We start from the raw sequence: 26,055 nt of genomic DNA, 5'->3' as shown, positions 1-26,055 counted from the left end.
AGGCTTTCGACCATCCGCGCGTTTTGCGCACCTTGCGCGTTGCCTGCGACGCAGCGCCCGGGCACAACGACGTACAACGAGCCCCCGGACCCGCGGTAACGCCACGAACGGACCTCGCGAGGCCGATGCGCACCTGATCCGCGCCCGCGAGCCGGATCGACACCCGCCCGGCGTGCCGCACACAGGTGTGCGGCACGCGGCACCCCGCATGCGAGAACGAGCCGACCGGAGGAGGACGGCTCGCCGCCTTGTGCGCCGGATCGCGGGTGCCGCCGTCGGGCGACGCGTGCAGGACGCCGTGCGCAACGAATGACAATCGATCGCAAACAAGGAAAAAATCATGGAGACGCTCGTATCGACCGTATTGCCCGCAGCGCGGGTGTCGGAAGACGCCGCCTATCGCAAGGTCGCGTGGCGGCTGATGCCGTTGCTGCTGTTCTGTTACCTGGTGTCGTATCTCGACCGCGTGAACGTGGGCTTCGCGAAGCTGCAGATGGCGGGCGATCTCGGGCTGTCCGACGCGGCCTACGGGCTCGGCGCCGGCATCTTCTTCTTCGGCTATTTCATCTTCGAGGTGCCGAGCAACCTGATCCTCCACCGCATCGGCGCACGCGTCTGGATCGCGCGAATCATGGTGACGTGGGGCGCGGTGTCCGCGCTGACGATGTTCGTCACGACGCCGACGGCGTTCTACGCGATGCGATTCCTACTCGGCGCCGCCGAGGCCGGCTTCTTTCCGGGCGTGATCCTGTACCTGACCTACTGGTATCCGGCCCATCGGCGGGGGCGGATCACGACGGTGTTCATGACGGCCGTCGCGCTGTCGGGCGTCGTCGGCGGCCCGATTTCCGGCTACATCCTGAAGGCGTTCGACGGCATCAACGGGTGGCACGGCTGGCAGTGGCTGTATTTGCTCGAAGGGCTGCCGTCGATCGTCGCGGGCTTGCTCGTCTACGCGCTGCTCGACGACCGGATCGCGCAGGCGAAGTGGCTGAACGACGAAGAGCGCGCGCTGCTCGAACGCAACGTGAATGCCGAGGACGCGGTCAAGTCTCACCTGTCGCTCGGGGCGGTGCTCGCGAATCCGCGCGTGTGGCTGATGTGCGCGATCTACTTCTCGTTCGTGATCGGCCTGTACGGCGTCGGCTTCTGGCTGCCGACGCTCATCCATGCGACGGGCGTGGCCGATCCGTTGACGATCGGGCTGCTGTCGACGGTGCCGTATGCGCTTGCGGTAGTCGCGATGATCGCGATCGCACGCAGCTCGGATCGCCTTCGCGAGCGCCGCTGGCACCTCGCGGTGCCCGGTGCGATGGGCACGGTGGGGCTCGTGCTCGCGGTCGGCTGGGCGCATCAGACGGGGCTTGCGATCGCGGCGCTGACGCTCGCGACGATGGGCATCCTCACCGCGATCCCGCTGTTCTGGAGCCTGCCGACCGCGTTCCTCGGCGGCACCGCGGCCGCCGCCGGGATCGCGATGATCAATTCCGTCGGCAATCTCGCAGGCTTCCTCGGCCCTTACCTGATGGGGCTGCTCAAGCAACTGACCGCATCGAACGACGCGGGCCTCTACATGATGGCCGGCTGCATGGCGCTGGGCGGACTGCTCGCGCTGTCGCTGCCGAAAGCGCTGGTGAACCGGTAGCGATGCGCGGCTTTTCCCCCATGCACGGAGACAGGACATGATCCACAACGAACCCGCACTGTTCCCCGACCAGTCGATGGGCGCCTCGCCGCAGCGCTTTCGCGACGCGATGTGCCGCGTGGCGTCGGCCGTTCACGTACTCACGAGCGACGGACCTGCCGGGCGCTGCGGCATGACGGCGACCGCCGTGCTGTCGGTGTCCGATGCACCGCCGACGGTGCTCGTGTCCGTCAATCGCGGCAGCGTATCGGCGCAGCGGCTGATCGCGAACGAGGTGTTCTGCGTGAACACGCTCGGCGCCGCCGACCGGTTTCTCGCCGACGTGTTCGCGGGCCGGACCGCGCACGAGCGCGACGCGCGCTTCACGGTGGGCGAGTGGGGCGAGCTTGCGACGCGCGCGCCGGTGCTGGCGAGCGCGCGCATCGCGCTCGACTGCCGGCTCGTCGCGTCGATGAGCGCGGCGACGCACGAGCTGCTGGTCGGCGAAGTGGTGGCGCTGCACTGTGCGGCGCCCGACGACGACACGCTCGTCTATCTGCAGCGGGAGTTCCGCGTCGTGTGACGACGCGTGCCGACAGGATGACCGACATGAAACGCGAAATCGTACTAGCCACCAACCGCTGCCGCGGCGAGATCCTCGCCGGCGGTTTTCGCACCGACGTCGCGCGCATCGCGCAGTGCGCACGCGCGCATCTCGGCGACTACGCCGACAACCCGCATGTGCGTGCGCTGCTCGTGGCGCTGGAGAACCGCTGCCTCGCATCGGGGCGCCTGCTCGATCTCACGTACTCGGTGGACCCGAGCTTCATCCTCGGGTTCTTCGACGTGCCCTACAACGCCGATGCGTTCCTCGAGGCGGCCGCGATCGCGCCCGTGCCGATTCCGCCGAGCGTGCTCGCGATCGCGCCGGACGGCAACGCGCTGCCGGTGCAGATCCGCATGTGCACGGACGGCTTTCTCAATCCGCTCGCGGTCGCGGTATTCGGCGAGAACTTCATCGACGCCGACCTGCGCGCGTATCACAAGGCGTACTACTTCATCGACAAGTTCGTCGAGCGCTTCAAGCGCCATACGCGCCCGGCAATCGAGGCGAACTGGTCGCCCACCGCGTTCCCGGATCTGCTCGTGGCGGACGACGAGCTGCTGACGCAGGCGAGCGCGATCTGGGTCCACCTGCACGAGTACCACCATCGCACGGGCTTCCTGCCGATCCCGGAGTACCTCGATGCGAAGAGCACGCGCAACGGTGCGGGCGCGGAGGAGTTGCGGGTCGACATCCTGTCGATCCTCGCGCTGTTCCGGCTGCGCTCGGACGACCGCGTGCTGCGCGCTTCGATCCAGTACATCCTGGCCGAGCGCCTGATCCGCTACCCGCTGCAGGCGCCGCCGCTCGACAACTACGACGCGCGCTCGTCGGTCGCGCTGTTTCATTACCTGTCCCGTCACGGCGTGATCGCGCAGCGTGGCGGTTCGCTCTATTTCGAAGGGGGCTACGAACGCCTGACCCAGGCGCTCAGGTCCATCGTGATCAAGCTGACGGCGCTCGAATACAAGCTCAGCGTGTCGTCCGATCTCGACCGGAGAAAGATCCTGTCGTTCGTGCTGCCGACGCTCGCGAAGAACGACAACAACTGGGGCGCGGCCGGCAGGCCGCATTGACGGCAGCCCGCTGCCCGCCCCATTTCGCAACGAATCAACCGAGGATCACGATGCCCACCTATCGTTCACGCACTTCCACGCACGGCCGCAACATGGCGGGCGCGCGCAGCCTGTGGCGCGCCACCGGGATGACCGACGCCGATTTCGACAAGCCGATCATCGCGGTCGTCAATTCGTTCACGCAGTTCGTGCCCGGTCACGTGCACCTGAAGGATCTCGGCCAACTGGTCGCGCGCGAGATCGAAGCGGCCGGCGCGGTTGCGAAGGAGTTCAACACGATCGCGATCGACGACGGCATCGCGATGGGCCACGACGGCATGCTGTACAGCCTGCCGTCGCGCGAGCTGATCGCCGACAGCGTCGAGTACATGGTCAACGCGCACTGCGCGGATGCGATGGTCTGCATCTCGAACTGCGACAAGATCACGCCGGGGATGCTGATGGCCGCGATGCGCCTGAATATCCCGGTGATCTTCGTGTCGGGCGGCCCGATGGAATCCGGCAAGCTGACGTTCCGCGGCAAGCGCCGCGCGTTCGACCTGATCGACGCAATGGTGGTGGCGGCCGACTCCCAGGTGACGGACGACGAGGTGCGCGCGGTCGAGAACGTCGCGTGCCCGACCTGCGGCTCGTGTTCCGGGATGTTTACCGCGAACTCGATGAACTGCCTCGCCGAAGCGCTCGGGCTCGCGCTGCCCGGCAACGGCTCGGTGCTTGCGACGCATGCCGAGCGCAAGCGCCTGTTCATCGAGGCCGGGCGCACGATCGTCGATCTCGCGCGCCGCTACTACGAGCAGGACGACGCGAGCGTGCTGCCGCGCTCGATCGCGACGCGCGATGCGTTCGAGAATGCGATGACGCTCGACATCGCGATGGGCGGCTCGACCAATACGGTGTTGCACCTGCTCGCCGCCGCGCACGAAGGCGAGGTGCACTTCACGATGGCCGACATCGACCGGCTGTCGCGCCGCGTGCCGGTGCTGTGCAAGGTCGCGCCGTCGGTGCAGGACGTCCACATGGAGGACGTGCACCGGGCCGGCGGCGTGATCGGGATCATGGGCGAACTCGATCGCGCGGGGCTGCTGAATACGACGCTGCCGACCGTCCATGCGCCGAGCGTCGCGCACGTGCTCGCGCGCTGGGACGTGATGCGCAATCGCGTCGATTCGGTGTCGCGCTTCTATCGCGCGGCGCCCGGCGGCGTGCGCACGCACGTTGCGTTCAGCCAGGACAACCGCTACGACGAACTCGATCTCGACCGCGCGAACGGCTGCATCCGCGATGCCGAGCACGCGTTCTCGCGCGACGGCGGGCTCGCGGTGCTGTTCGGCAACATCGCGCGCGACGGCTGCATCGTGAAGACCGCGGGCGTCGACGGCGGGATGCTGAAGTTCACCGGCACCGCGCGCGTGTTCGAAGGGCAGGAGGAGGCGGTCGAAGGCATCCTCGGCGGTGCGGTCGGCCCGGGCGACATCGTGATCGTCCGCTACGAGGGGCCGCGGGGCGGCCCGGGCATGCAGGAGATGCTCTATCCGACCAGCTACCTGAAATCGAAGGGGCTCGCGAAGCAGTGCGCGCTGATCACCGACGGTCGCTTCTCCGGCGGCTCGTCGGGGCTGTCGATCGGGCACGTATCGCCCGAGGCGGCGGAGGGCGGCGAGATCGGGCTGCTCGAGAACGGCGACGCGCTCGAGATCGACATCCCGAACCGCTCGATCAACGTCCTCGTGTCCGACGACGAACTGCGGCGGCGCCGCGAGGCGATGGAGGAGCGCGGCGAGCGCGCGTGGCAGCCCGAGAAGCGGCAACGCCGCGTGTCGGGCGCGCTGCGCGCTTACGCGGCGATGACGACGAGCGCGGCGCGCGGCGCCGTGCGGATCGTGAAGGGCTGACCGTGCGGCCCGCCCCGAACCATCCGGCGGCCGATGCGCAGGTCGACACCGTGCTCGTCACGGGCGGCCGCGCGCCGGCCGCGTATCACGGCTTCGTCAACCCGCCGGTGTATCGCGGCTCGACGGTGCTCGCGCCGAGCGTGGCCGACCTGCTGGGCTACACGCAGCCGTACGTGTACGGCCGGCGCGGCACGCCGACCACGGCCGCGCTGCAGGACGCGGTGCGCGCGCTCGATCACGGCGCGGGTGTCGTGCTGTGCCCGTCGGGGCTTGCCGCGATCACGACCGCGCTGTCGTCGTGCCTGTCGGCCGGCGACCATCTGCTGATGACGGATGCGGTGTACAAGCCCGCGCGCCAGCTGTGCGACGGCGTGCTGCGGCGCGCGGGCATCGAGACGACCTACTTCGATCCGCTCGCGTCGGTTGACGCGCTCGCCGCGCTGATCCGGCCGAACACGCGTGCGCTGTATCTCGAAGCGCCCGCGTCGCAGAGCATGGAGCTGTGCGACGTGCCGGCGTTCGCCGCGCTCGCGCGCGACCGCGGGCTCGCGGTGCTGTTCGACAACACGTGGGCGACGCCGCTGTTCTTCGACGCGTTCGCGCACGGCGCCGATCTCGTGATCCAGGCCGGCACCAAGTACCTCGCCGGTCATGCGGACGTGATGATCGGCATGGTGTCGGCGTCCGCGCGCGCGCTGCCGGCGCTCGAACAGTATCAGCGCGACACGGGGCAGTGCGTCGGCTCGGACGACGCGTTTCTCACGCTGCGCGGCATCCGGACACTCGGCGTGCGGCTTCGCCAGCACCAGGCGAACGCGCTGCGCGTCGCGCGCTGGCTCGCCGCGCGTCCGGAAGTGCGGCGCGTGTGCTATCCGGCGCTCGAGGACGATCCCGGCCACGCGCTGTGGGTGCGCGACTTCGGCGGCGCGACGGGGCTGTTCTCCGTCGTGCTGCGCCCGGCGCCCGCGCAGGCCGTCGCCGCGCTGCTCGAGGGGCTCGCGTATTTCGGGCTCGGCTATTCATGGGGCGGCTATGAAAGCCTCGCGATGCCGTTCGACTGCAGTGCGTACCGCACCGCGTCGCACTGGGACCCGGGCGGCCCGTGCGTGCGCTTTCACATCGGGCTCGAAAACGCCGACGACCTGATCGGCGACCTCGAGACCGGCTTCGCCCGCTTCAACGCCGCGCGCTGACGCCGACAAGAGCAGCACGCGCGCGGCCCGCACGTTTCGCGCCGCATTTCAATGACGAGGAACCCCGTATGACGAAGCAACTCTGCCTGGGTGGATTCATGCGCCCCATCTGCCTGCACACGGCGTGGTGGCGGCACCCGAGCGCGCCGACGCTCGCGAACTTCAACTGGCCGGTGATCCGGTCGCTCGCGCAGAAGCTCGAGCACGCGTGCTTCGACGCGGTCTTCACCGCCGACCACCTCGCGGTGATGCCGATGCCGCCGAATGCGCTCAAGCGCAGCGGCACGATCACGTCGTACGACCCGCTCGTGATGCTGTCGGCGATCGCCGCATGCACCGACCGCATCGGCCTGATCGCGACCGGCACGACGAGCTACGAGGATCCGTACCTGCTTGCGCGCCGCTTCGCGTCGCTCGACCACCTGAGCGGCGGCCGCGCGGGCTGGAACATCGTCACGACGGTGAACCCGGAGGCTGCGCTCAACTTCGGTCTCGAGACCGCGCTGCGCCACGCCGAACGCTACGAGCGCGCCGAGGAGTTCTTCGACGTCGTGACGGGGCTGTGGGACGGCTGGTCCGATCACGCGCTCGTGATGGACAAGGAGGCGGGGGTGTTCTCCGATCTCGACAAGATCCGGCCGCTCAACCACAAGGGCAAGTTCTTCTCGGTCAAGGGGCCGCTGAACATCGCGCGGCCCGTGCAGGGCTGGCCGGTGATCGCGCTCGCCGGTGCGTCGGAGGAAGCGCGCGACATGGCCGCGCGTTCGGCCGACCTGGTGTTCGGCAACGCGCGCAGCATCGAGACGGGCCGTGCGTTCTACCGCGACGTGAAGTCGCGCGCGGTCGCGGCCGGGCGCAACCCCGATCACGTGAAGATCCTGCCCGCCAACCAGGTGTATGTCGGCCGCACGCGCGCGGAGGCGCTGGCGAAGAAGCGCTACATGGACGATCTCGTCCACGTGGACAGCAACATCCCGAACCTGTCGATCCGGCTCGGCGTCGACTGCTCGAAGTTCGATCCCGACAAGCCGTTGCCCGAGCTGCCGCACACGGAACAGGGGCAGGGCAACCAGCGCGAGTGGGCGGCGCTCGCGCGCCGCGAGGGATTGACGGTGCGCGAGCTCGCGAAGCGGGCGGCCGAATCCGGCACCGGCGAGATGGTCGGCACCGCGTCCGAGATCGCCGACCAGATGGAGGAGTGGCTGATGACGGAGGCGTGCGACGGCTTCATCGTCGTGTTCTACACGGTGCCTGACGGCTACGACGACTTCGTGACGATGGTGGTGCCGGAGCTGCAGCGGCGCGGGCTGTTTCGCACCCGCTACGAAGGCACGACGCTGCGCGAACACATCGGCCTGCCGCGGCCGAAGAGCCCGCTCGACTGAGCGGCGCGTCGCCAGATTTCGTTCCGGGAGACCGCAATGACCCACGATTCACCCCGATCCACATGGATGACGACGCCGTACCGCCGCCGGCTCGGCGTGCTGAGCGACGCCGCACACCTGCCGCTGCTCGGCGACGGGTTATGCGGCGTCGAGCGCGAGACGCTGCGCGTCGATGCCGCCGGCCGGCTCGCGCTGACGCAACACCCGCACGCGCTCGGCGCGGCGCTCACGCACCCGTCGATCACGACCGACTACGCGGAGCCGCTGCTCGAGTTCGTCACGCCGCCGCAGCACGACGCGGCCGACGTGATCGAGCGGCTCGACGAGCTGCACCGCTTCGCGTGCCGCGCGATCGGCGACGAGCTGCTGTGGAGCCAGTCGATGCCGTGCCCGCTCGACGACGACCGCCGCATTCCGATCGCGTGGTACGGCACGTCAAACATCGGCATCCTGAAGCACGTGTACCGGCGCGGGCTGGCGTTCCGCTACGGCAAGGCGATGCAGTGCATCGCCGGAATCCACTACAACTATTCGCTCGCCGATGCCGTGTGGCCGCTGCTGCGCGACGTGCGCGACGGATGCGAGCCGGCCGGCCGCGACGCGCGCGACATGCGCTCGGCAGGCTATCTCGCGCTGATCCGCAATTTCCATCGCTACGGCTGGCTGCTGCTGTATCTGTTCGGCGCGTCGCCGGCGCTGTGCGCGGGTTTCGTCGCCGGCGACCGGCACGGGCTCGACGCGTTCGATGCGCAGACGCTGTACCTGCCGTACGCGACGAGCTTGCGGATGAGCGACCTCGGCTACCAGAACCGGGTGCAGGGCGCGTTCGCGCCGTGCCTCGACAACCTGCCTGCATACCTGGACGGCCTCGCGCGAGCCGTCGCGCAGCCGTGCCCCGAGTACCAGGCGATCGGCGCGAAGCGCGACGGAGAATGGCTGCAGCTCAGCACGCACTTGCTGCAGATGGAGAACGAGTTCTACTCGTCGATTCGCCCGAAGCGCACGGTGCGCAGCGGCGAGCGGCCGATCGATGCACTGCGCAGCCGCGGCGTCGAATACGTCGAGGTGCGCTGTCTCGACATCGATCCGTTCGCGCCGCACGGCGTCGCCGAGACGACGCTGCGTTTTGTCGACGCGTTCCTGCTGTTCTGCGCGCTCGACGACAGCCCGTGCCTCGCAGGTGCCGAGCAGGACGCGTGCCGGCGCAACTTCGCGGCGGTCGCGCGGGAGGGGCGGCGCCCGGGGCTCGAGTTGCAGCGTGGCGGCGAGCGCGTCGCGCTGCGCACGTGGGCGCACGAGTTGCTCGCGCGAATCAACGAGGCGGCCGGCGTGCTGGATCTGCAGCGCGGCGACACGCGCACGACCGCCGCGCTCGACGCGCAATACGCGAAGCTCGACGATCCGCAGGCGACGCCGTCGGCGCGTGTGCTCGATGCACTGCACACGCTGCGCGACGATCCGGGCGGCGCGTGTTTCGCGTTCGGGATGCGGCAGACGCTCGCGCATACCGGGGCGTTCCGCGCGCGTCCGCTGCCGGCCGACGTGCAGGCGCGCTTCGACGCGATCGCGGCCGAATCGCTGAGCCGGCAGGCCGACCTGGAGCGCACGCAGATCGGCAACTTCGACGCGTTTCTCGCCGCGTATCACGCGGGAACGCTGAACCAGGAGTGCGGCGAGCCGACACATGGCGCGCACTGATACGGTCGCCGCCGTATCGAATCCATCTCACGGAGGACAGATGAGCAGTATCGCGGAAATGAAGACCGATCGCGGGTTCTCGGCGCGGGCGGCCGGCGCGGGCGCGCTGGCGTCGTTCGTCGGCTTTGCATCGACGTTCACGCTGATCGTGAATGCGCTGACGAACGTCGGTGCTACGCGCGCGCAGGCCGCGTCCGGCCTGATGGCCGTCTCGATCGTGATGGGGCTGGCCGGCATCGTGCTCAGCTACCGGACGCGGATGCCCGTCAGCGCTGCGTGGTCGACGCCCGGCGCGGCGCTGCTGCTCGGCCTGGGCGCCGTGAAGGGCGGCTATCCGGCCGCGGTCGGCGCGCTCGTGCTGACCGGCGTGCTGCTTACGCTGGCCGGGCTGTGGAAGCCGCTCGGCCGCGCGATCTCGAGGATTCCGCTGCCGATCGCCAACGCGATGCTCGCGGGGATCATCCTGAACCTCTGCGTCGCCCCGGTGCACGCACTCGAGCAGTATCCGCTGTACGTCGCGCCGATCCTGCTCGTCTGGGTCGTGATGATGCGGGTTCGCAAGATTCTCGCGGTGCCTTGCGCCGCGGTCGCGACGCTGATCGTGATCGCGTTCATCGCGAAGACGGGGGGCGTCGGCGCGACCGGGATGTTGCCGCACCTCGCGCTCGTCGGGCCCGTGTTCTCGGCATCGACGATGGTGAGCGTCGCGGTGCCGCTTTTCATCGTGACGATGGCGTCGCAGAACATCCCGGGCGTCGCGGTGCTCAACGTCAACGGCTACCGGCCCGAAGCGTCGCGGCTGTTCACGGCCACGGGGCTGTGCAGCCTGCTCGCGGCGCCTTTCGGCGCGCCGCCGATCGGGCTGGCCGCGATCACCGCCGCACTGTGCGCCGGCGAGGAGGCCGGCCCCGACGAATCGCGGCGCTACTGGGCCGGCATCGTCTGCGGCGCCGCGTACATCGTGTACGGGTTCGCGGCGAGCGCCGCGACGCTGTTCATCGCGGTCGCGCCGCCGGTCATCATCGAAGCGGTTGCCGGCCTCGCGCTGATGAACGCCCTCGGCGGCGCGCTGCTCAACGCATTCACCGACAAGGACGCGCGCGAGGCCGCGATCCTGACCTTCCTCGTGACGATGGCGGGCCATGCGTTTCTCGGCATCGGCGGCGCGTTCTGGGGCCTGCTGACCGGCATCGGGCTGACGTTCGTGCTGCGTCGCGAGAAGGGTCGGTGATGCCGCGCGACGACGCGGCCCCCGCAGTTCTGCCATTCCCTTAAAAAAACGGAGAAGAGATGCAGCACAACATCGTGAAAGTGACCGCGACGCCGGTGTTCGCGCGCGGCGACGCGGAGATCGCCGGCGTGCGGTTGTCCGGCAAGCTGTCGGGCGTCATCGTCGAAATCGAGACGTCGCAGGGCGTGGTCGGCCACGGCTTCACGGCGATCACCGACGAAGCGGTCGTGGCCGCGGCGATCGATCACGTCGCCGCACCCAACCTGGTCGGGATGAACGTCGTCGAGCGCGAGCGGATTCTCGACAAGCTTTACTGGTTGTTATGCCCACGTGGGCAGACCGGCTATGCGGGGCACGTGATTTCCGCGATCGACATCGCGGTCTGGGATGCGATCGGCAAGATCGCCGGGCTGCCGGTATGGAAAATGCTCGGCGGCGCGCGTCCGGTCGTGCCGCTGTACACGACGTTCGGCTTCGCGTCGCTCGAGCGCCCGGAGCTGATACATGCCGCGCGTGCCCTCGTCGGCGCCGGACATCGCCGCATCAAGATGATCGTCGGCTATCACGCGCTTGCGCGCCGCGACGAAGGGCGCTCGCTCGACCAGGTCGTCGCGGACGACGTCGCGCGCGTGCGCGCGGTGCGCGATGCGGTGGGCGACGCCGCCGAGATTTACATCGACGCGAATTGCGGGCTCGACCACTATCACGCGCTGCGGCTTGCCGAGCGCGTGGCCGATTGCGACATCGGTTTCTTCGAGGAGCCGATCGCCGAGAACGACCCCGCGAAGCTCGCCGACCTGAGAAAGCGCGGCGGCATTCCGGTCGCCACCGGGCAAAGCGAGGGGCAGTTGTTCCGGTTCAGGGATTTCCTCGTGAACGACGCTGTCGACATCCTGCAGCCAAACGTGTGCGTGTGCGGCGGGTTCTCCATGGCGGCACGCGCGGCCGCGCTCGCGCAGGCGTTCGGCGTGCCGATCGACAATGGCGGCACGTTCCCGTTCCACAACATGCATCTGCACGGCGGGCTCGCGAACGGCGGCTCGGTCGAGTGGCACGTCGTCGCGGTCGAGATTTGCCGGAACCTGTTTACCGGCCTGCCGGCCGAGCAGAACGGGACGCTGGCACTGCCCGACACGCCGGGCCTCGGCTTCGGCATCAATCGCGACGGTGTCCGCGAATTCTCGTCGGGCCCGGGATCGCAGGGGCACGGCAAGGCGTGAGTGTCGGCCGGCGCGTCCGCCGGCGAGGACGCGCCGGCCGTGCGTCGACGGCTTCCCGCGCGTCGTCGCGCGGCAAGTGGCTTGCCAATCCGCCCGGACATGCCAAAGCGGATCCGCCTGCGGCCGGCCTCATGCCGAGGCTAGTGTCCGCACGATATTGATGAAGCTGGCAAGGACGTGCGCGATATCGCCTTTGCGCCAGACGAGGCCGGTTTCAACGACGAACGAGCCGTGTGCGAGCGGGCGATAGACGACACCGGTACGCCGCAGATTGCGCAACGATTGCGGCACCAGGGCGACGCCCATGCCGGCGGACACAAGGCTGACGATCGTCTGCATCTGGATTGCTTCCTGGCCGATGTGCGGGACGACACCGACGTCGCTGTAGCACTCCATGATCGCGTCGTAAAACCTCGGGGCGAGACGACGCGGAAAAATCACGAGCGGAAGGTCTGCCACTTCCTTCAGGTGAATCGGCACGTCGTCGGGTGCCGTCGACGCGGCGCTCGGCATCGCGAGCACGAGCGGCTCGCTCAGGAGCGGCAGATACGACAGCTCGGCCACGTAGCGTGGCGGCAACGGCGGAATGATCAGGCCCGCGTCGATGTGGCCCGCGACCAGCTCTTCGATTTGCACGTCGCTCGTCGCTTCGGTCAGTTGCAATCGCACCAGCGGATAACGCATGCCGAATTCGCGCAGCAGCGAGGGCAGCAGCCCGTAATCGGCAATCGAGACGAACGCGAGCGACAATCTTCCGGTCTCGCCGAGGGCGAGGCTCTTTGCCAGCGCGGGAAGCTCCTCGGCCGCGGCAAGCAGTTTCAGCACCGTCGGAAGCAACGCCTCGCCGACTGCCGTGAGCGCGACCGCACGCTTCGTGCGTGCGAAGAGCTCGACGCCGAGTTCGCGTTCCAGGGAGCGTATTGCCTGCGACAGCGGCGGCTGGGTCATCGAGAGGCGTGCGGCCGCACGGCCGAAGTGCCGCTCCTCGGCAACGGCCGCGAAGTAATACCACTGGCGAAGATCCGGGGGGAAGTTGGGCATTCGTTCGACCTGAAGCGGCTGAATGGTGATGAATCATATATTGGACCAGCGGCCTGTGGCGCATCGGGAGCCGGTTCGTTCTTGTGTGTGCGGGACGCATGAGCCGATGGCCAGGGCGCCGCTTTATGCGACGCAAACGCCAGGAAAGCCAGCCGGCAATTGACGGACCGGCGACGTGGAGCATGCGGACGGAAGCTACCGCGTCAGGCAATACAACACATCGGGACAACCTTCCTCGTTCCTGCTTCCGTCGTTATATGCAATGGCAACGAAACCATGCCGCTCATAAAACGCGGCCGCATCGCGATTCATCTGGAACGTATAGAGCTGGAGCTTGCCAACCGTCTGCGACTTCACCGATTCCAGGAGGGCGGAACCGATCCCTTGTCGTTTGAATTCGGGGCACACGTACAACTGGTCGAGCCATGCCGCACCGTCAGCGATGACGTGTGCGGCCATGCCGACGATGCGATCGTCGTACATCGCAACGGTCACGTTGCCCGACGGGACAAGTACGTTGGCAATCCAGTCGCGGACGGCCGCATCGGAGTGCGCGAGCGGCGCGTAGGATGCGAGCGCGTTGCGCGACCGCAGATACACGTCAGCCACCTCCGCGGCATCAGCCGCCGTCGCTCGGCGCAGGATCAAGGGCATGTATCGGCTGCTCCGGAAAATTAATTGCGTGCACAACGATAGCAGCACGGAATCGAACTTCCAAGTTCGTGCGGCATGCTGCTGAAACTGCCGACATCGGAAGTCCGGCGCTGCTTGTCGAGTTTGCGCTACAGCGGTGAGATCGGGTTGCCGATTTGCTGCTTCATTCCGACATTCCCGTATCATCCGTCCGGTTCGCCGGGTCCCACGCGCCGGCGATTCCGCACACATGAAAGGACGAGCGATGAAGGTCGAAAGGCGCGGCCACGGTAAAGCGATCGGGCACGGCGAGGCGGCGGATCCGAAGCGGGCCGGCATCGCACCCGTCACGAAGAGTACCGACCCGCGCGACTACCAGCATGCACCGGCTATCGCGGCCGTCATGCCGAAAGCATTTCCCGACGGCTTCGTCGTCGCGGAGCATCGGCACACGCGCGCGCAACTTGTCTACACCACGACAGGCATCGCCGAAGTCATCGCCTGCCGGTCGCTGTGGATGATCCCGCCGCATCGCGCACTCTGGATTCCGCCCGACCTGCCGCACGCGATGCGCGCACACGGGCAACTCGAAATGCGCACCGCCTACGTCGACCCGCGAGCCTGCCGATCCGCGTACCCGAATCAGCCGGGCCTGGTCAACGTTTCGCCGCTGCTGCGCGAGTTGATCGTGCGTGCGTCGTCGTTCCCGGTCGAGGTCGATCCCGACGGACGCGACGCGCTCGTCATCCAGCTCATGCTCGCCGAAATCGAGTGGTCTCCCGAGCAACCGTTGCGGCTGCCGTCCGGCCAGGACCGGCGTCTTGCCCGGGTCTGCGACGCGATGCTCGCGAATCCGGCCGATCAGCGAACGCTGACGGAATGGGCCGACGAAGTCGGTGCGTCGAGCCGGACACTGGCCCGGCTGTTCACCGCCGAAACCGGGCTGTCGTTCAGCCAGTGGCGCCAGCAGGCCAGGATTTCGGCCGCGCGCCCGCTGCTGGCCTCGGGACGCTCCGTGATCGCCGTCGCGGCCGAACTCGGCTACGAAACCACGAGCGCCTTCTCGACCGTGTTTCGCCGGTTTGCCGGCATGACGCCCAGCGCGTACGCGAAACTGTCCGATTCCGCGTAGCAAACGTCCTTCCGGCAAACGCGGAGTGCGGCGCGCACGCTTATCGTGTCTGTCATCGAATCCACTGACCGAACGAGGTAAGCCGACATGACGCGACACGACATCGAATTCCTGTCCGAAGCCGCCACGCTGCGAGGCTGGTACTACGAACCGGCGCAGCGCATCGCCGGCACGCAAGCGTATCCGGCCATCGTGATGGCGCACGGCTTCTCCGGCGTGAAGGAACAGTATCTGGACCGCTACGCCGAGGTATTTGCCGCCGGCGGTTTCGGCGTGCTGCTCTACGATCACCGGAATTTCGGCGCGAGCGACGGGTATCCGCGTCAGGAGATCGACCCCGTGCAGCAGAAGCGCGGCTATCGCGATGCGATCAGCTATCTGCTGACGCGCCCGGACGTCGATGCCGCACGCATCGGCATCTGGGGCACCAGCTACAGCGGCGGCCACGTGCTCGAAGTCGCGGCCATCGACCGGCGCGTCAAATGCGTGGTTTCGCAGGTGCCGACGATCAGCGGATATCAGTCGGCGTTGCGCCGCACGCGTTCCGATCTGGTGCCCGCGGCGCTGGCTCGCTTCGATGAAGATCGCCGGCAGCGATTCGCCGGCGGCGTGCCGGCGATGTTGCCGGCAGTCAGCGCGGACCCCGCGACAGCCTGCGCGATGGCGGGCGCGGATGCGTACCGGTTCTTCACCGAGTCGGCGGCGCGGTGTGCGCCGAACTGGAAAAACGAAGTGACGCTGCGCAGCGCCGAGATGTCGCGCGAGAACGAACCGGGCCAGTTTGTCGACCGCATCTCGCCAACCCCGTTGCTGATGATCGTGGCCAACGACGATCTGCTGACGCCGACTGACCTGTGCCTCAAGGCGTGGGAAAACGCGCTGGAGCCGAAGCGCCTGCTCCAGATCAAGGGCGGGCATTTCACGCCGTATCTCGAGCATTTCGACGAAACGAGCCGGGCGGCGGTGGAGTGGTTCACGCTGCATCTGTCCGGCGCGCGCTGACCCGTTGCAGCGCGTGAGTGCGGTGTCCGCGGCTTGCACGAATGGCGATACCGCCAGCTTCGATGGTGCCCGCGTTTGAGGGGAAGGCGGCAAGGCATTCCGAGGCACGACTACATCCGTCGCCCGCCCGAAGCAACACCGGCGAACGGCACGCCGCGATGCCGCACGCGCTCGCGGACGATGTGTCGCCCCTTGGCCCGCACACGGCGGCGGCCGATGCTTCGTTATATGGAGTAATAGCTGTAATGTGGCCTGAAATTTTCTTTTCGGCGACTCGGGCTAGACTGGTCTCGCCTTGATACCCCCCCAAGGTGTTGTGTGTTCTCGGCTTGGCCCGCGCTTTCAGGTGCGGGCCAATTTTTTCGGGCGGGCGCCACCGGCCGTTCCGCTCCCGACCCTGCCGGCGAATGCGTCATCCGGCACCCCCGTTTCGCAATAGCCATTCTTTCCGAACCCTTTCATGGAAGCCTGGCGATCGACAATCGGTCGCAACGTCGTGTGCGATCGTCCGCTATTGCCCGGATCATGATGACGTCAGGCAGCGCGGTGTGACCGCTCGATGAGGGGTGAGCGGGATTCTTCTTGTATCTCGCTCGTTGGCCCGACCGTGTCGGGCTTTTTTTGTTCGAGGGCGGGCAGGTGTGCCACCGATCGCTGCATGTGGCAACATCGCGGTGATTTGCACATCCGATCCGGGTGCCGGCAGACCCATCCATCCGAAGGGGGAGTCATGTTTGACCATGTCAAATTCGGCGTGAGCGACTTTGCAGCCAGCAAGACGTTTTTCCTCAGCGCACTTGAACCGCTTGGCGTCGTGGTGGTGGGTGAGGGCGATCCGTCGTACGGCATCGAGATGTCCCCGCCTGGCAAACCATCGTTGTGCCTGTTCCAGACGTCGGAGAAGCCGGCGCATCTTCACATCGCGTTCGTGGCCGACGACCGGCAGCAGGTCGATGCGTTCTATCGCGCGGCGCTGGAAGCGGGCGGGAAGGACAATGGCGCGCCGGGGCTGCGGCCGCATTATCACGCGAACTACTACGCGGCGTTTGTCATCGGGCCGGATGGGCACAATATCGAGGTGGTGTGTCATCAGGCGCAGGGGTGATGCCCTGTCGGGCAGCATGGGGCGGCGAGGCGGCTTGCAATGTCATGCGCGGATGGACGGCGGTCGACCGATGCCGCCGAATCGATGAGCGAACGCATGCTTCATGCGAGCAACGGAGCTTTCCGGGATGAGTGACATCGCCATTGACCTGCCTTTTCCCGTCATCGCGATTCTCATGGGGGCCATCTACTGGCCCGTGACGCTTTGCGTCGGCGCTGTCGGGCTGTATGTCGGCGTGACGCGTCTGCGCGGTATCGTGCGCGTTGCGTGCGTCGCCATTGCACTCCTGTTCATCGTTGATGCCGGCGCGGGGATCTATGAGGCTCTCCGGCAGGGCTTGAATGCTTCGCACTAGAGGCGTGTTCGGCGTGCGTGCGTGTACGCGTCTGAGGCGATTGCGGATGGACTACACTCGGCCGAAACTCGCTGCGTCGTGAAATCGACAAGCGGCAAATACGATACGAACACAATCCGGGGCGGGGAGCGCAAGCTTCCTGAAAGAGACGATGCCAATCAGCAAGTTGAAGGCCATGCCGGCGTTTCGCGCCGACGCACCGCTGCAGATCCGTCACGCCATCGCGCTCTTCACGATCGTCTGGCTCATCGAGGCCGGATTCGCCGTCTGGCTCACGATGCTGGGTTTCGACCAGGCTGGCGAAGTCCCCGCGGCGAAAGCCGTGCTCATGCGCAAAGGCGCTGCGATGGTCGGGATCATCCAGGCCTTCTGGCTTTTGCTGAACGCGAGCCTGATCGTGGGCCTCTGCCAGCGACAAAAGCTGGCGCGTGTGCTGGAACTGGGGCTCACGGTCGTCACGACGATGGCCCTTCTCGTGATGGGGCTCCCTTTCAGGCTGAGCCTGATCGAAGTGGGCTTTCTCGCCAATGCGATCGCAACCGTGCTCATTTACACGGGCCCGTGTACGCGCTGGTTCCAGGCGGCAGCTTCATGAGAGCGTCGTGCCTTCGGCTGACCGGGCGAGTGCCCGCTGTCGAAAATACGGCTTGGCGGGATGGCGGCTGTCGAGCCGCGACGTGAAGACGCCACGGAGAAACGGACGATGACCTCGAAAAACATCCGCAGGGCAACGGCAGACGACGTACCGGCGCTGACCCGGATCCGGAACGATGCACACGCGAAGAAGCTCACGTACGGCGACCATGCGTGGGGCAAGGAAGGCGACGGATTTTCCGAGCGGTGGGTACGGAGCAACGTTGCTGAAAAGGACGTGTATGTCGTCGAGCTGGACGGCGCGTTGGCCGGAACGTTCTCGCTCGGCTTCGGCGAAGACCGGCACTGGGGGCCGCAGGCGCCGATCGCCGGTTACGTGCACGGGCTTTGCGTGCGGCAAGGCTTCAACGGGCTCGGGCTCGGCGGTTTCATGCTCGACTGGTGCGCTCGCAAGGTGAGCAGCTTGAACCGGCATTTTGTCCGGCTCGATTGCGCCGTCGAAAACGTGACGCTCTGCGCTTACTACGAGTCGCTTGGCTTCATTCGCGTGGGGTTGAAATCGGACGGGATTGTCTGGTCGCTGTACGAGAAACCCGCTGTTTAGCGTTCAACTGGAACCTCGGCAAATCCACCTGGATACCTCAACCAACCGCCGTACCCCGAGAACACGCATGCGAGCCGAACTGCGCGACCCCGTCGACCACGACAAGCTTCGACACCTGCTGCCGCTGACAAGAGCCGTGTTTCAACTGCACGAGAACGGACGCGGTTACGTAGCGGAGTTGCAGCAGATTTCCCGATTGCTTGGCGAGGACGTCGATCAAATCGACGTGCTCGGCGCGTTTGGCTCGACGAGTGCCGACGGATTTGCGAAGCGACTGGCAATCGACTGGCATACCGTGCCGACCGATCTGTCGGAACCGGAGCTGCTGGAATTGCTGGATGCCGTATGGGGATCTCGAGGCGACGAGGCGCTTGTCGATTACTGGGTTCGATGTCTGTCGGTCAACACCGGCGATGACCGCATTTCGGACCTCATCTTCTGGCCCGAGGCCTACTTCGGCGCCGGATACGACGGGCGGGAGCTTTCGCCGGCCGAGATGCTGGAGGTTGTTCTCCGCAAGCGGCGCAGGGAATGAAACCGGCGCTGATCAGCTGGCTCGGCGTGACGATGTATCTCGACGAGGCCGCGAGGCTCGCCGCGCTGGGCTTCAGCCACAGCAACACATGGACGCCGGACGAGTTGAACCGGCGCTACCTCGCGAATCGCGCCGACGGGCTGCACATCGGCGCATCGCCGGGGCGTCTGGTTCTGGCGACGGTCTGACGAACCAGCGCGAAGCGCATCGTCGGCCGCAACCGCCCGTTCGACAGAAGCGGCCGGATCATCGACAATTCGCGGCTATCAAAACATGAGAGAGAGGGCAGGTGCATGCGCAGGGTCGTCAAGTCGCTCGGGGTGATCCTGGGCATTTCCGTCGCCGGCATCGCGGGTGCGCAGGCCGCCCCGAGCGAACCGGCATTCCCGCGTTTCACCCAGGCGGAGGGCCGGCAGGATTCGGACGGGCTTCCGCTGTCCGGCGTGAAACTCTGCGTGCTCCCCGATCGTGCGCCGTGCTTCGAGATGCCGCCCGAGCCGGTTCCCCATTCGTCGAAGGAGCTTTACCAGTTCGGACTGATGCCGCGGTCCGAGCGGCTGCCGATTGCGTCGGGCGGCTCGTGGGTGTTCTTCTCGGGGATGTTTTCCGGCGGTGGCAGCGGGATGCTGGAGCGCGTGGCGATATTGCGTTATGGCGCGAACGGCAAGATCGAGAACCTGATGCCGGAAGTCACCCAGACGGAGACGGCCGATCGCGCGATGTGGAAGGTGCCGGACGTGTCGCCCTATCCGGTGTTCGTTCGGGCGGACTTCGTGTGGGCCGACGACGAGGATCATTTCGGCAAGCACTTTTTCGTCGTCGACGCGTGGACGTTCGATCCCGCCATCGGGCAGTACAGGAAGCGGTTTTCCTACCGCACCGCGAAGCGTTATGACCGCGGCGACGGCTCGGATCATGTGTTGAGCGCCGAGCGTGCGGACATTCTGCGTCACCTCGCCGCCAGCAAGTAGCGCGCTGCCGGTGCCGCGAGCCTCCGTCGCCACGCGCGTGGGTTGCCGGCGGGGCGAACCGCCGTTCAGGCGGCCGCCCGCAGCCTCATCGCTGCGCTTCCCCGTAAGTCTCCCTGCATACCTCACGCAACGCGTCGACCAGGAGATCCCGCGCCGGCGAGCGCGAATCGGCGGCGCGGGTAAAGAGTGCGATGGGCGGGAGCGTCCAGACCAGCGAGTACGGCACGATCGCCACGCCGGCGATCCGCACCAGTTCTTCCGCGATGTCGGCGGGCACGATCGATACGGCCTCGTCGCTCGACGCGATCATCTCGCCGATCAGCTTGGACGAGTAGCTTTCGACGATCGGCACGGGCGGCGGGATGCCGGCCGACAGGAACAGGTCGGTGACCTGCTCCCGCATCGGCGTATGCGGGGCGCCGAGAATCCAGTCGAGCGCGTGCAGCTTGTGCCAGTCCAGCGCGGTGCGGGCCAGTTTCGCGGCAAGACGCCGGCTCGCGATCATGCGCGGCTGCTGCTGGTACAGCACTTCGAAGGAAACCTGCCCCAGGTCGATCGCCGACGACGCCCGCCCGATCACGATGTCGACGCTGTGGTCCTTGAGCTGCAGCAGGAGCTGATCGCTGGTGCCTTCGTGAATCGTCACGGTCAGGCGCCGTTCCATGCGCGCCTGCAGCCGCTTCAGCGCTGCCGACAGCATCTGCCCGGAAATGAACGGAATCACGCCGATGTGCAGGTGGGCCGCATGCCCGGCGGCGACGGCCTCCATTTCTCGGGCGAGGTGGTCGAGATCCTTGATCATCGCCTTCGCCCGCTCGAGCACGACCGCGCCGAGCGCGGTAGGCCGCATGCCGCGCGACGAGCGCTCGAAGAGCGGCGTGCCGAACATGCTCTCCAGCTCGGACAGCGCGTTCGTCACGGCCGGCTGGCTGCTGGCCATGTGCTCCGCGACGCGCGTCAGCGACCCGTGCTGCTGGATCTGCAGCAACAGCACCAGGTGCCGCATCTTCAGGCGCGCGCCCAGCCGCCTGACCACGTCGTTCGCGTCAAAAGTCATTGACTGTTCACGTATTCATCATGAAAAAGTGATGGAGCGATATTAAAACAGAATCATCACCTTATGGCGGATCCCTAGAATCACCTTCATGGATCGCGCCGGGACTGGCCTGGCGCCCGTGCCCGGATCGAAAAACATGAAACAGACTGAGACACAGCAGCAGGCAGCGTTCGACTATCACGAATTTCCGACCCCGGGAAAGATCTCGGTCGTCGCCAGCAAGCCGCTCGTGACGCAGCGCGATCTCGCGCTGGCGTACACGCCGGGCGTGGCGGGTGTGTGCGAGGCCATCGCCGCCGATCCGCTGCAGGCGCACCGCTTCACCAGCCGCGGCAACCTGGTCGGCGTGATCACGAACGGCACGGCCGTGCTGGGTCTCGGCAACATCGGCCCGCTCGCGTCCAAGCCGGTCATGGAAGGCAAGGCCGTGCTCTTCAAGAAGTTCGCGGGGATCGACGTCTTCGACATCGAGATCAACGAAACCGATCCGGACAAGCTGGTCGACATCATCGCGGGCCTCGAGCCCACCTTCGGCGGCATCAACCTCGAGGACATCAAGGCGCCCGAATGCTTCACGGTCGAGCAGAAGCTGCGCGAACGCATGAAGATCCCGGTCTTCCATGACGATCAGCACGGCACCGCCATCACCGTGTCCGCCGCGTTCATCAACGGGCTGAAGGTCGTCGGGAAGTCGATTTCCGAAGTGAAGGTCGTGACGTCGGGCGCAGGGGCCGCCGCGCTGGCCTGCCTGGACCTGCTGGTCGACCTCGGGCTGCCGGTCGAAAACGTCTGGGTAACCGATATCGAAGGCGTCGTCTATCGCGGGCGCACCGCGCTGATGGACCCGGCGAAGTCGCGCTTTGCGCAGGAAACCGATGCGCGCAAGCTGGCCGACGTCATCGGCGGCGCGGACGTGTTCCTGGGCCTGTCGGTCGGCGGCATCCTGAGTGCCGAGATGCTGAAGGAGATGGCGCCGCGCCCGCTGATTCTGGCGCTGGCCAATCCCACGCCGGAAATCTTCCCGGAACTGGCGCACGCGACGCGCGACGACGTCGTCATCGCGACGGGGCGCTCGGACTACCCGAACCAGGTCAACAACGTCCTCTGTTTCCCGTACATCTTCCGCGGCGCGCTGGACGTGGGCGCGACGACGATCACCCGCGAAATGGAGATCGCCGCGGTGCACGCGATCGCGGGGCTGGCCGAGGAGGAGCAGAACGAAGTCGTCGCGGCGGCTTATGGCGCGTACGACGTGGCGTTCGGCGCGCAATACCTGATTCCGAAGCCGTTCGACCCGCGCCTGATCGTCCGTATCGCGCCGGCCGTGGCGAAGGCGGCGATGGAAGGCGGCGTGGCGAAGCGCCCGCTGACGGATCTCGACGCGTATGTCGAGCAACTGCAGCAATTCGTCTACCACTCCGGCGCGTTCATGAAGCCGCTGTTCGCGACGGCGCGCCGGTTGGTGCGTGACGGCGGCAAGGCACGGATCGTCTTCACCGAAGGTGAGGACGAACGCGTGCTCCGCGCGGTGCAGGTGATCGTCGACGAGAAGCTGGCGCGTCCGATCCTGGTCGGGCGCCCGGAAGTGCTGCTGGCGCGCATCGAGCGGTTCGGCTTGCGGATCCGGCTCGGCCAGGATGTCGAGGTGACGAACCCCGAGTACGACGAGCGGTTCCCGCAGTACTGGACGACGTATTGGGAGCTGCGCTGCCGGGACGGCATCTCGAAGGAAATGGCGCGGGTCGAGATGCGGCGCCGCCTGACGCTGATCGGCGCGATGATGGTGCGGCTCGGCGATGCGGACGGGATGATTTGCGGCACGGTCGGCGAATATCACAACCACCTGCGGTTCGTCGACGAGGTGATCGGCAGGAAGCCGGGTGCGTCCACGTACGCGGCGATGAACATCCTGTTGCTCGATCAGCGGACGGTCGCGCTGGTGGACACGCACGTCAACGACAATCCCGATGCCGAACAGATCGCGGAATTCACGATTGCCGCGGCTCGTCAGATGGAATGGCTGAACCTCACGCCGAAGGCGGCGTTGCTGTCGCGGTCGAACTTCGGGTCGGGGAGTGCGGCGTCGGGCGTGAAGATGCGCCGGGCGCTGGAGATCATCCGGGAGCAGGCGCCCGATATCGAGGCGGACGGCGAGATGCATGGCGACTGTGCGCTCGACGAGGGCTTGCGGTCGAGGCTGCTGCCGATGTCGCCGCTGAAGGGGGCGGCGAACCTGCTCGTGTGCCCGAACGTGGATGCGGGGAATATCGCTTACAACCTGCTCAAGACGGAGGCGGGCAGCAATGTGGCGGTGGGACCGTTCCTGTTGGGCGTCAACGCGCCGGTGAATATTCTGACGTCCAGTGCGACGGTGCGGCGGATCGTGAACATGACGGCGTTGACGGTGATCGAGGCGAACCGGAACGCGTCTGTTTGAGCGGAAACCGGAAGGGGGCGAGTTCACCGGACAGGGTGTGGTTCGGGGGGATTCGCCCCTTCGGCGCTTGATTTCTAGTCGCGTCCGTCGACGTTGACTTCATCGAGGCCCCATGTGGCCGCAAGATGATCGCGCAAGGTCGCGAGAATCTCGTCCGATAGCGCCGGCAATCCCCGCGCGGTGGCTCGGGCGAGGATCAACCCGCCCACCATTGTCGACAGCATCGAAATTGCGCGAACCCGGTCCTCGGGTTCGATCTGCGCAGCCTCGGTGCCATCGGGCCTCCGCTGCGCGAATAGCGTCATGTAGCGCCCGATGCCTTGGGCGAAAGCGTCCGCGATCGCACCCGTTTCGCGTGCCGCGTCTGCCGCGAGCGCGGCCACCGGGCAGCCCTGGCCGATGCTGTCGCGATGCTGCGGCGACAAGTAATTCGCGACTCCGGTTCGAAGGAACCCGTCGGCGTCGGTGTTCGCATCGGCATCCGGTGTTTCCAGCTCGGAGAGTTTCCACTCGAACGCGTATTCCGCGGCCTCGGCCGCCAGCGCGTCCTTCGATTCGAAGTGCCGGTACAGCCCGCCGTGGGTGAGCCCGGCCTCGCGTGTGATGTCGGCCACCCCCACGCCGGTGAAACCGCGCTCGCGGTACAGCCGGGCCGCGGCCTGCAGGATGGCCAGGCGGTTTTCGGCCACCTGCGTTTTCGAGACTTTCATGAAGATCCTTTCGTGCGCATGGCATTGCGTGTTGATGACAATCATACTCAATACTGTATGATGTCGATCATCATCAATAGATCGACCAGGACAGAATCCATGCACATCACGCCCACTGCGAACCGCCGAATCGTCGTCACCGGCATGGGAATGGTCTCGCCGCTGGGTTGCGGAGTCGAACTGGTGTGGCAGCGGCTGCTGGCCGGCCAGTCAGGCTTGCGCCTGCTGCCGGATGCGATGACGGCGGACATCGCGGCCCGCGTGGGCGGTGTGGTGCCCGATGTGCACGAGGATGCGTGCGGCGGCTTCGACATCGACCGCTTTGTGTCGACCAAGGACCAGCGCAAGATTGACCGCTTCATCGCCTTCGCGCTCGCCGCCGCGCAAGAGGCACTCGCGCAGGCGCAATGGGCTCCGGCCGACGAAGCGTCCCAGCAGCGCACGGCCACGGTCATCGCGTCGGGCATCGGTGGATTTCCGGCGATCGCGGGCGCGGTGCGGACGACCGAGATGCGCGGACCGAAGCGTCTGTCGCCATTCACGATCCCCTCGTTCCTCGTCAACCTTGCCGCGGGCCACGTGTCGATCAGGCACGGCCTGAAAGGGCCAATGGGCGCCCCGGTGACCGCTTGTGCCGCGAGCATCCAGGCCATCGGCGACGCGGCGCGGCTGATCCGCTGCGGCGAGGCCGACATCGCGGTGTGCGGTGGCGCCGAGGCCGCAATCGATCGCGTCAGCCTGGGCGCCTTCGCCGCAGCGAAGACCTTGTCCACCGGCTTCAATGACACGCCAACCCGCGCATCGCGGCCCTTCGACCGGACTCGCGACGGTTTCGTGATGGGCGAAGGCGCCGGCATGCTGGTGATCGAATCGCTCGAGCACGCGCTTGCGCGCGGCGCCGCCCCCCTGGTCGAACTCATTGGGTATGGCACCAGCGCCGACGCGTTTCACATTACCTCCGGCCCCGAAGACGGCAGCGGCGCGCGACGCTCGATGCAGGCGGCGCTGACGCAGGCCGGCCTGACCGCGTCCGACCTGCAGCATCTCAACGCTCACGCGACCTCGACGCCGGTCGGCGACCTGGGCGAATTGGCCGCGGTGCGCGACCTGTTCGGCGTCGACGTCCCGCTCGCCATCACCTCCACCAAGTCGGCGACGGGCCACTTGCTGGGCGCGGCCGGTGGCGTAGCGGCGATCTTCACCGCCCTGGCCTTGCGCGATCAGGTCGTCCCGATGACGCTGAACCTCGAACAGCCGGACGCACTCGCCGAGGGCCTGGACATCGTGCACGATGCGCCGCGGCACATGCCGATCGTTCACGCGATGGCCAACGGTTTCGGCTTCGGCGGCGTGAACGCCAGCCTCGTCTTCAAGCGTTGGGGAGCTTGATGGCGGCCGCGTTTGCGAAGCCTGCCGGGCGCCAATGGCCCGGTCGGCTCCTCGATCGGCGATCGATTCACGGTCAAACGCTCGGCGGACGCGTGAAGTCCGGGCCATTCGGCGAAACCCTTCGGTACACGGTCTGATCGGAATATTCAATTGAGCTTCTGCTCTCGGCATCGGCGAATGTGCCGGCGTACGTCGGCTTCGTGTCGATCACGGCCCGTGGTGGCGTGACGGCGAAGCAATCTCAGGCCTGATCCGACGCTGGCCGAGAGATCAGGGTTTTGACTTACTCGCCTGATCTGACTCTGGCGACGGACGTTCCGACGTGGCCCTGGCGAGCGGCTCCCTTCACGCTGCCGCGCTTGTCAGTCGAAATCCGTTGCTGCCGGCTCGGGATGTCCGCAATCGTTTGCAAGCAACCACCCGGACATCGGCATTACCCGTGGACGCCTCTGTCGCGTCTCCGTATCCCGCGCCGATTTAATCAGTATTTCGTAACAATCACCCGTCGCGACACTCCGGATAGCTCGCTTTCGATACCAATCCTAACGAAGTTTTAGGGCCCGCTAC

Annotated in this window: 23 protein-coding genes and 1 pseudogene; 20 read left to right on the top strand and 4 right to left on the bottom strand. The window is 66.8% G+C overall.

From position 1 onward, the window contains the following. Positions 1–340: 340 nt before the first annotated feature. From APZ15_RS22055 to APZ15_RS22015, 9 genes are all read left to right on the top strand, one after another. On the top strand, positions 341–1,645 hold the full coding sequence (locus APZ15_RS22055; protein WP_034196018.1) for an MFS transporter: 1,305 nt from the start codon (positions 341–343) through the stop codon (positions 1,643–1,645). A 37-nt stretch (positions 1,646–1,682) separates the two neighbouring features. After that, positions 1,683–2,207, top strand: coding sequence for a flavin reductase (locus tag APZ15_RS22050; RefSeq protein ID WP_027790681.1), 525 nt, complete (start codon positions 1,683–1,685; stop codon positions 2,205–2,207). Between the two features lie 26 nt (positions 2,208–2,233). Continuing rightward, positions 2,234–3,304: a DUF6421 family protein gene (locus APZ15_RS22045; protein WP_226153297.1), complete on the top strand. Its 1,071-nt coding sequence runs from the start codon at positions 2,234–2,236 to the stop codon at positions 3,302–3,304. 50 nt (positions 3,305–3,354) lie between these two features. After that, the gene (ilvD, locus tag APZ15_RS22040) at positions 3,355–5,196 is read left to right on the top strand and encodes a dihydroxy-acid dehydratase (RefSeq protein WP_027790683.1); all 1,842 of its coding nucleotides are present in this window, start codon (positions 3,355–3,357) and stop codon (positions 5,194–5,196) included. 2 nt (positions 5,197–5,198) lie between these two features. Further along, on the top strand, positions 5,199–6,389 hold the full coding sequence (gene metC, locus APZ15_RS22035) for a cystathionine beta-lyase (RefSeq protein WP_027790684.1): 1,191 nt from the start codon (positions 5,199–5,201) through the stop codon (positions 6,387–6,389). Positions 6,390–6,457: 68 nt separating this feature from the next. Then, positions 6,458–7,774: an LLM class flavin-dependent oxidoreductase gene (locus APZ15_RS22030; RefSeq protein WP_021156686.1), complete on the top strand. Its 1,317-nt coding sequence runs from the start codon at positions 6,458–6,460 to the stop codon at positions 7,772–7,774. A 66-nt stretch (positions 7,775–7,840) separates the two neighbouring features. Next, complete coding sequence (gene gshA, locus APZ15_RS22025; RefSeq protein WP_027790685.1) at positions 7,841–9,472, top strand: glutamate--cysteine ligase; 1,632 nt, start codon at positions 7,841–7,843, stop codon at positions 9,470–9,472. A 40-nt stretch (positions 9,473–9,512) separates the two neighbouring features. Further along, positions 9,513–10,703, top strand: coding sequence for a benzoate/H(+) symporter BenE family transporter (locus tag APZ15_RS22020; protein ID WP_027790686.1), 1,191 nt, complete (start codon positions 9,513–9,515; stop codon positions 10,701–10,703). Positions 10,704–10,762: 59 nt separating this feature from the next. Further along, positions 10,763–11,923, top strand: a complete 1,161-nt coding sequence (locus APZ15_RS22015; RefSeq protein ID WP_027790687.1) for a mandelate racemase/muconate lactonizing enzyme family protein — start codon at positions 10,763–10,765, stop codon at positions 11,921–11,923. Positions 11,924–12,052: 129 nt separating this feature from the next. Here the strand turns inward: APZ15_RS22015 and APZ15_RS22010 are convergent, their stop codons facing one another. Beyond that, entirely contained in the window at positions 12,053–12,964 is a 912-nt protein-coding gene (locus tag APZ15_RS22010) for a LysR family transcriptional regulator (protein WP_027790688.1), read from the bottom strand. Between the two features lie 195 nt (positions 12,965–13,159). Continuing rightward, positions 13,160–13,618 carry a GNAT family N-acetyltransferase gene (locus APZ15_RS22005; protein WP_034196019.1) on the bottom strand — a complete coding sequence of 153 codons (459 nt, stop codon included), beginning with the start codon at positions 13,616–13,618 and terminating at the stop codon, positions 13,160–13,162. A 244-nt stretch (positions 13,619–13,862) separates the two neighbouring features. Here APZ15_RS22005 and APZ15_RS22000 point away from each other — a divergent pair, with 244 nt between their 5' ends. The 9 genes and pseudogenes from APZ15_RS22000 to APZ15_RS21960 all read left to right on the top strand — a co-directional run bounded on the left by APZ15_RS22000 (position 13,863) and on the right by APZ15_RS21960 (position 19,895). Next, on the top strand, positions 13,863–14,729 hold the full coding sequence (locus tag APZ15_RS22000) for an AraC family transcriptional regulator (RefSeq protein WP_080981992.1): 867 nt from the start codon (positions 13,863–13,865) through the stop codon (positions 14,727–14,729). Positions 14,730–14,816: 87 nt separating this feature from the next. Next, positions 14,817–15,731, top strand: coding sequence for an alpha/beta hydrolase (locus APZ15_RS21995; RefSeq protein WP_027790691.1), 915 nt, complete (start codon positions 14,817–14,819; stop codon positions 15,729–15,731). A 730-nt stretch (positions 15,732–16,461) separates the two neighbouring features. Beyond that, positions 16,462–16,836 (top strand): VOC family protein, encoded by a 375-nt coding sequence (locus tag APZ15_RS21990; RefSeq protein WP_027790692.1) that lies wholly within the window; start codon positions 16,462–16,464, stop codon positions 16,834–16,836. Between the two features lie 127 nt (positions 16,837–16,963). Then, positions 16,964–17,191, top strand: coding sequence for a hypothetical protein (locus APZ15_RS21985; RefSeq protein WP_034196126.1), 228 nt, complete (start codon positions 16,964–16,966; stop codon positions 17,189–17,191). Positions 17,192–17,342: 151 nt separating this feature from the next. Then, positions 17,343–17,786 (top strand): hypothetical protein, encoded by a 444-nt coding sequence (locus APZ15_RS21980; protein WP_049116941.1) that lies wholly within the window; start codon positions 17,343–17,345, stop codon positions 17,784–17,786. Positions 17,787–17,846: 60 nt separating this feature from the next. Next, positions 17,847–18,389 carry a GNAT family N-acetyltransferase gene (locus APZ15_RS21975; RefSeq protein WP_226153298.1) on the top strand — a complete coding sequence of 181 codons (543 nt, stop codon included), beginning with the start codon at positions 17,847–17,849 and terminating at the stop codon, positions 18,387–18,389. Between the two features lie 67 nt (positions 18,390–18,456). Beyond that, on the top strand, positions 18,457–18,924 hold the full coding sequence (locus APZ15_RS21970; RefSeq protein WP_027790696.1) for a hypothetical protein: 468 nt from the start codon (positions 18,457–18,459) through the stop codon (positions 18,922–18,924). Positions 18,925–18,926: 2 nt separating this feature from the next. Further along, positions 18,927–19,112 (top strand): annotated as a pseudogene (locus APZ15_RS21965) (hypothetical protein); the annotation flags it as partial. A 105-nt stretch (positions 19,113–19,217) separates the two neighbouring features. After that, the gene (locus APZ15_RS21960) at positions 19,218–19,895 is read left to right on the top strand and encodes a hypothetical protein (protein ID WP_027790698.1); all 678 of its coding nucleotides are present in this window, start codon (positions 19,218–19,220) and stop codon (positions 19,893–19,895) included. Positions 19,896–19,980: 85 nt separating this feature from the next. On the opposite strand, the gene APZ15_RS21955 is transcribed toward APZ15_RS21960, so the two are convergent. Further along, positions 19,981–20,952, bottom strand: coding sequence for a LysR substrate-binding domain-containing protein (locus tag APZ15_RS21955; RefSeq protein WP_021156700.1), 972 nt, complete (start codon positions 20,950–20,952; stop codon positions 19,981–19,983). 136 nt (positions 20,953–21,088) lie between these two features. Between APZ15_RS21955 and APZ15_RS21950 the strand changes: the two genes are divergently transcribed. After that, on the top strand, positions 21,089–23,389 hold the full coding sequence (locus APZ15_RS21950; protein WP_027790699.1) for an NADP-dependent malic enzyme: 2,301 nt from the start codon (positions 21,089–21,091) through the stop codon (positions 23,387–23,389). A 74-nt stretch (positions 23,390–23,463) separates the two neighbouring features. Here APZ15_RS21950 and APZ15_RS21945 read toward each other — a convergent pair whose 3' ends face one another. Further along, positions 23,464–24,099, bottom strand: a complete 636-nt coding sequence (locus APZ15_RS21945) for a TetR/AcrR family transcriptional regulator (protein ID WP_027790700.1) — start codon at positions 24,097–24,099, stop codon at positions 23,464–23,466. A gap of 99 nt (positions 24,100–24,198) precedes the next feature. Here APZ15_RS21945 and fabF point away from each other — a divergent pair, with 99 nt between their 5' ends. Continuing rightward, positions 24,199–25,488 carry a beta-ketoacyl-ACP synthase II gene (gene fabF / locus APZ15_RS21940; protein ID WP_027790701.1) on the top strand — a complete coding sequence of 430 codons (1,290 nt, stop codon included), beginning with the start codon at positions 24,199–24,201 and terminating at the stop codon, positions 25,486–25,488. Positions 25,489–26,055 lie beyond the last annotated feature (567 nt).

The sequence above is a fragment of the Burkholderia cepacia ATCC 25416 genome (assembly GCF_001411495.1).
GTDB lineage: Bacteria > Pseudomonadota > Gammaproteobacteria > Burkholderiales > Burkholderiaceae > Burkholderia > Burkholderia cepacia.
This window is presented reverse-complemented; position numbering and strand designations above follow the sequence as displayed.

Bases quoted from the DNA above. Each gene is read 5' to 3' on its own strand.
- APZ15_RS21960 (WP_027790698.1), top strand. From the start codon at position 19,218: ATGCGCAGGGTCGTCAAGTCGCTCGGGGTGATCCTGGGCATTTCCGTC.
- APZ15_RS21985 (WP_034196126.1), top strand. From the start codon at position 16,964: ATGAGTGACATCGCCATTGACCTGCCTTTTCCCGTCATCGCGATTCTC.
- APZ15_RS22000 (WP_080981992.1), top strand. From the start codon at position 13,863: ATGAAGGTCGAAAGGCGCGGCCACGGTAAAGCGATCGGGCACGGCGAG.
- APZ15_RS21980 (WP_049116941.1), top strand. From the start codon at position 17,343: ATGCCAATCAGCAAGTTGAAGGCCATGCCGGCGTTTCGCGCCGACGCA.
- APZ15_RS21975 (WP_226153298.1), top strand. From the start codon at position 17,847: ATGGCGGCTGTCGAGCCGCGACGTGAAGACGCCACGGAGAAACGGACG.
- gshA (WP_027790685.1), top strand. From the start codon at position 7,841: ATGACGACGCCGTACCGCCGCCGGCTCGGCGTGCTGAGCGACGCCGCA.
- APZ15_RS21945 (WP_027790700.1), bottom strand. From the start codon at position 24,099: ATGAAAGTCTCGAAAACGCAGGTGGCCGAAAACCGCCTGGCCATCCTG.
- ilvD (WP_027790683.1), top strand. From the start codon at position 3,355: ATGCCCACCTATCGTTCACGCACTTCCACGCACGGCCGCAACATGGCG.
- APZ15_RS21955 (WP_021156700.1), bottom strand. From the start codon at position 20,952: ATGACTTTTGACGCGAACGACGTGGTCAGGCGGCTGGGCGCGCGCCTG.
- APZ15_RS21990 (WP_027790692.1), top strand. From the start codon at position 16,462: ATGTTTGACCATGTCAAATTCGGCGTGAGCGACTTTGCAGCCAGCAAG.
- fabF (WP_027790701.1), top strand. From the start codon at position 24,199: ATGCACATCACGCCCACTGCGAACCGCCGAATCGTCGTCACCGGCATG.
- APZ15_RS22055 (WP_034196018.1), top strand. From the start codon at position 341: ATGGAGACGCTCGTATCGACCGTATTGCCCGCAGCGCGGGTGTCGGAA.
- APZ15_RS22005 (WP_034196019.1), bottom strand. From the start codon at position 13,618: ATGCCCTTGATCCTGCGCCGAGCGACGGCGGCTGATGCCGCGGAGGTG.
- APZ15_RS21950 (WP_027790699.1), top strand. From the start codon at position 21,089: ATGAAACAGACTGAGACACAGCAGCAGGCAGCGTTCGACTATCACGAA.
- APZ15_RS22030 (WP_021156686.1), top strand. From the start codon at position 6,458: ATGACGAAGCAACTCTGCCTGGGTGGATTCATGCGCCCCATCTGCCTG.
- APZ15_RS22050 (WP_027790681.1), top strand. From the start codon at position 1,683: ATGATCCACAACGAACCCGCACTGTTCCCCGACCAGTCGATGGGCGCC.
- APZ15_RS22020 (WP_027790686.1), top strand. From the start codon at position 9,513: ATGAGCAGTATCGCGGAAATGAAGACCGATCGCGGGTTCTCGGCGCGG.
- APZ15_RS22010 (WP_027790688.1), bottom strand. From the start codon at position 12,964: ATGCCCAACTTCCCCCCGGATCTTCGCCAGTGGTATTACTTCGCGGCC.
- APZ15_RS22045 (WP_226153297.1), top strand. From the start codon at position 2,234: ATGAAACGCGAAATCGTACTAGCCACCAACCGCTGCCGCGGCGAGATC.
- APZ15_RS21970 (WP_027790696.1), top strand. From the start codon at position 18,457: ATGCGAGCCGAACTGCGCGACCCCGTCGACCACGACAAGCTTCGACAC.
- APZ15_RS21995 (WP_027790691.1), top strand. From the start codon at position 14,817: ATGACGCGACACGACATCGAATTCCTGTCCGAAGCCGCCACGCTGCGA.
- APZ15_RS22015 (WP_027790687.1), top strand. From the start codon at position 10,763: ATGCAGCACAACATCGTGAAAGTGACCGCGACGCCGGTGTTCGCGCGC.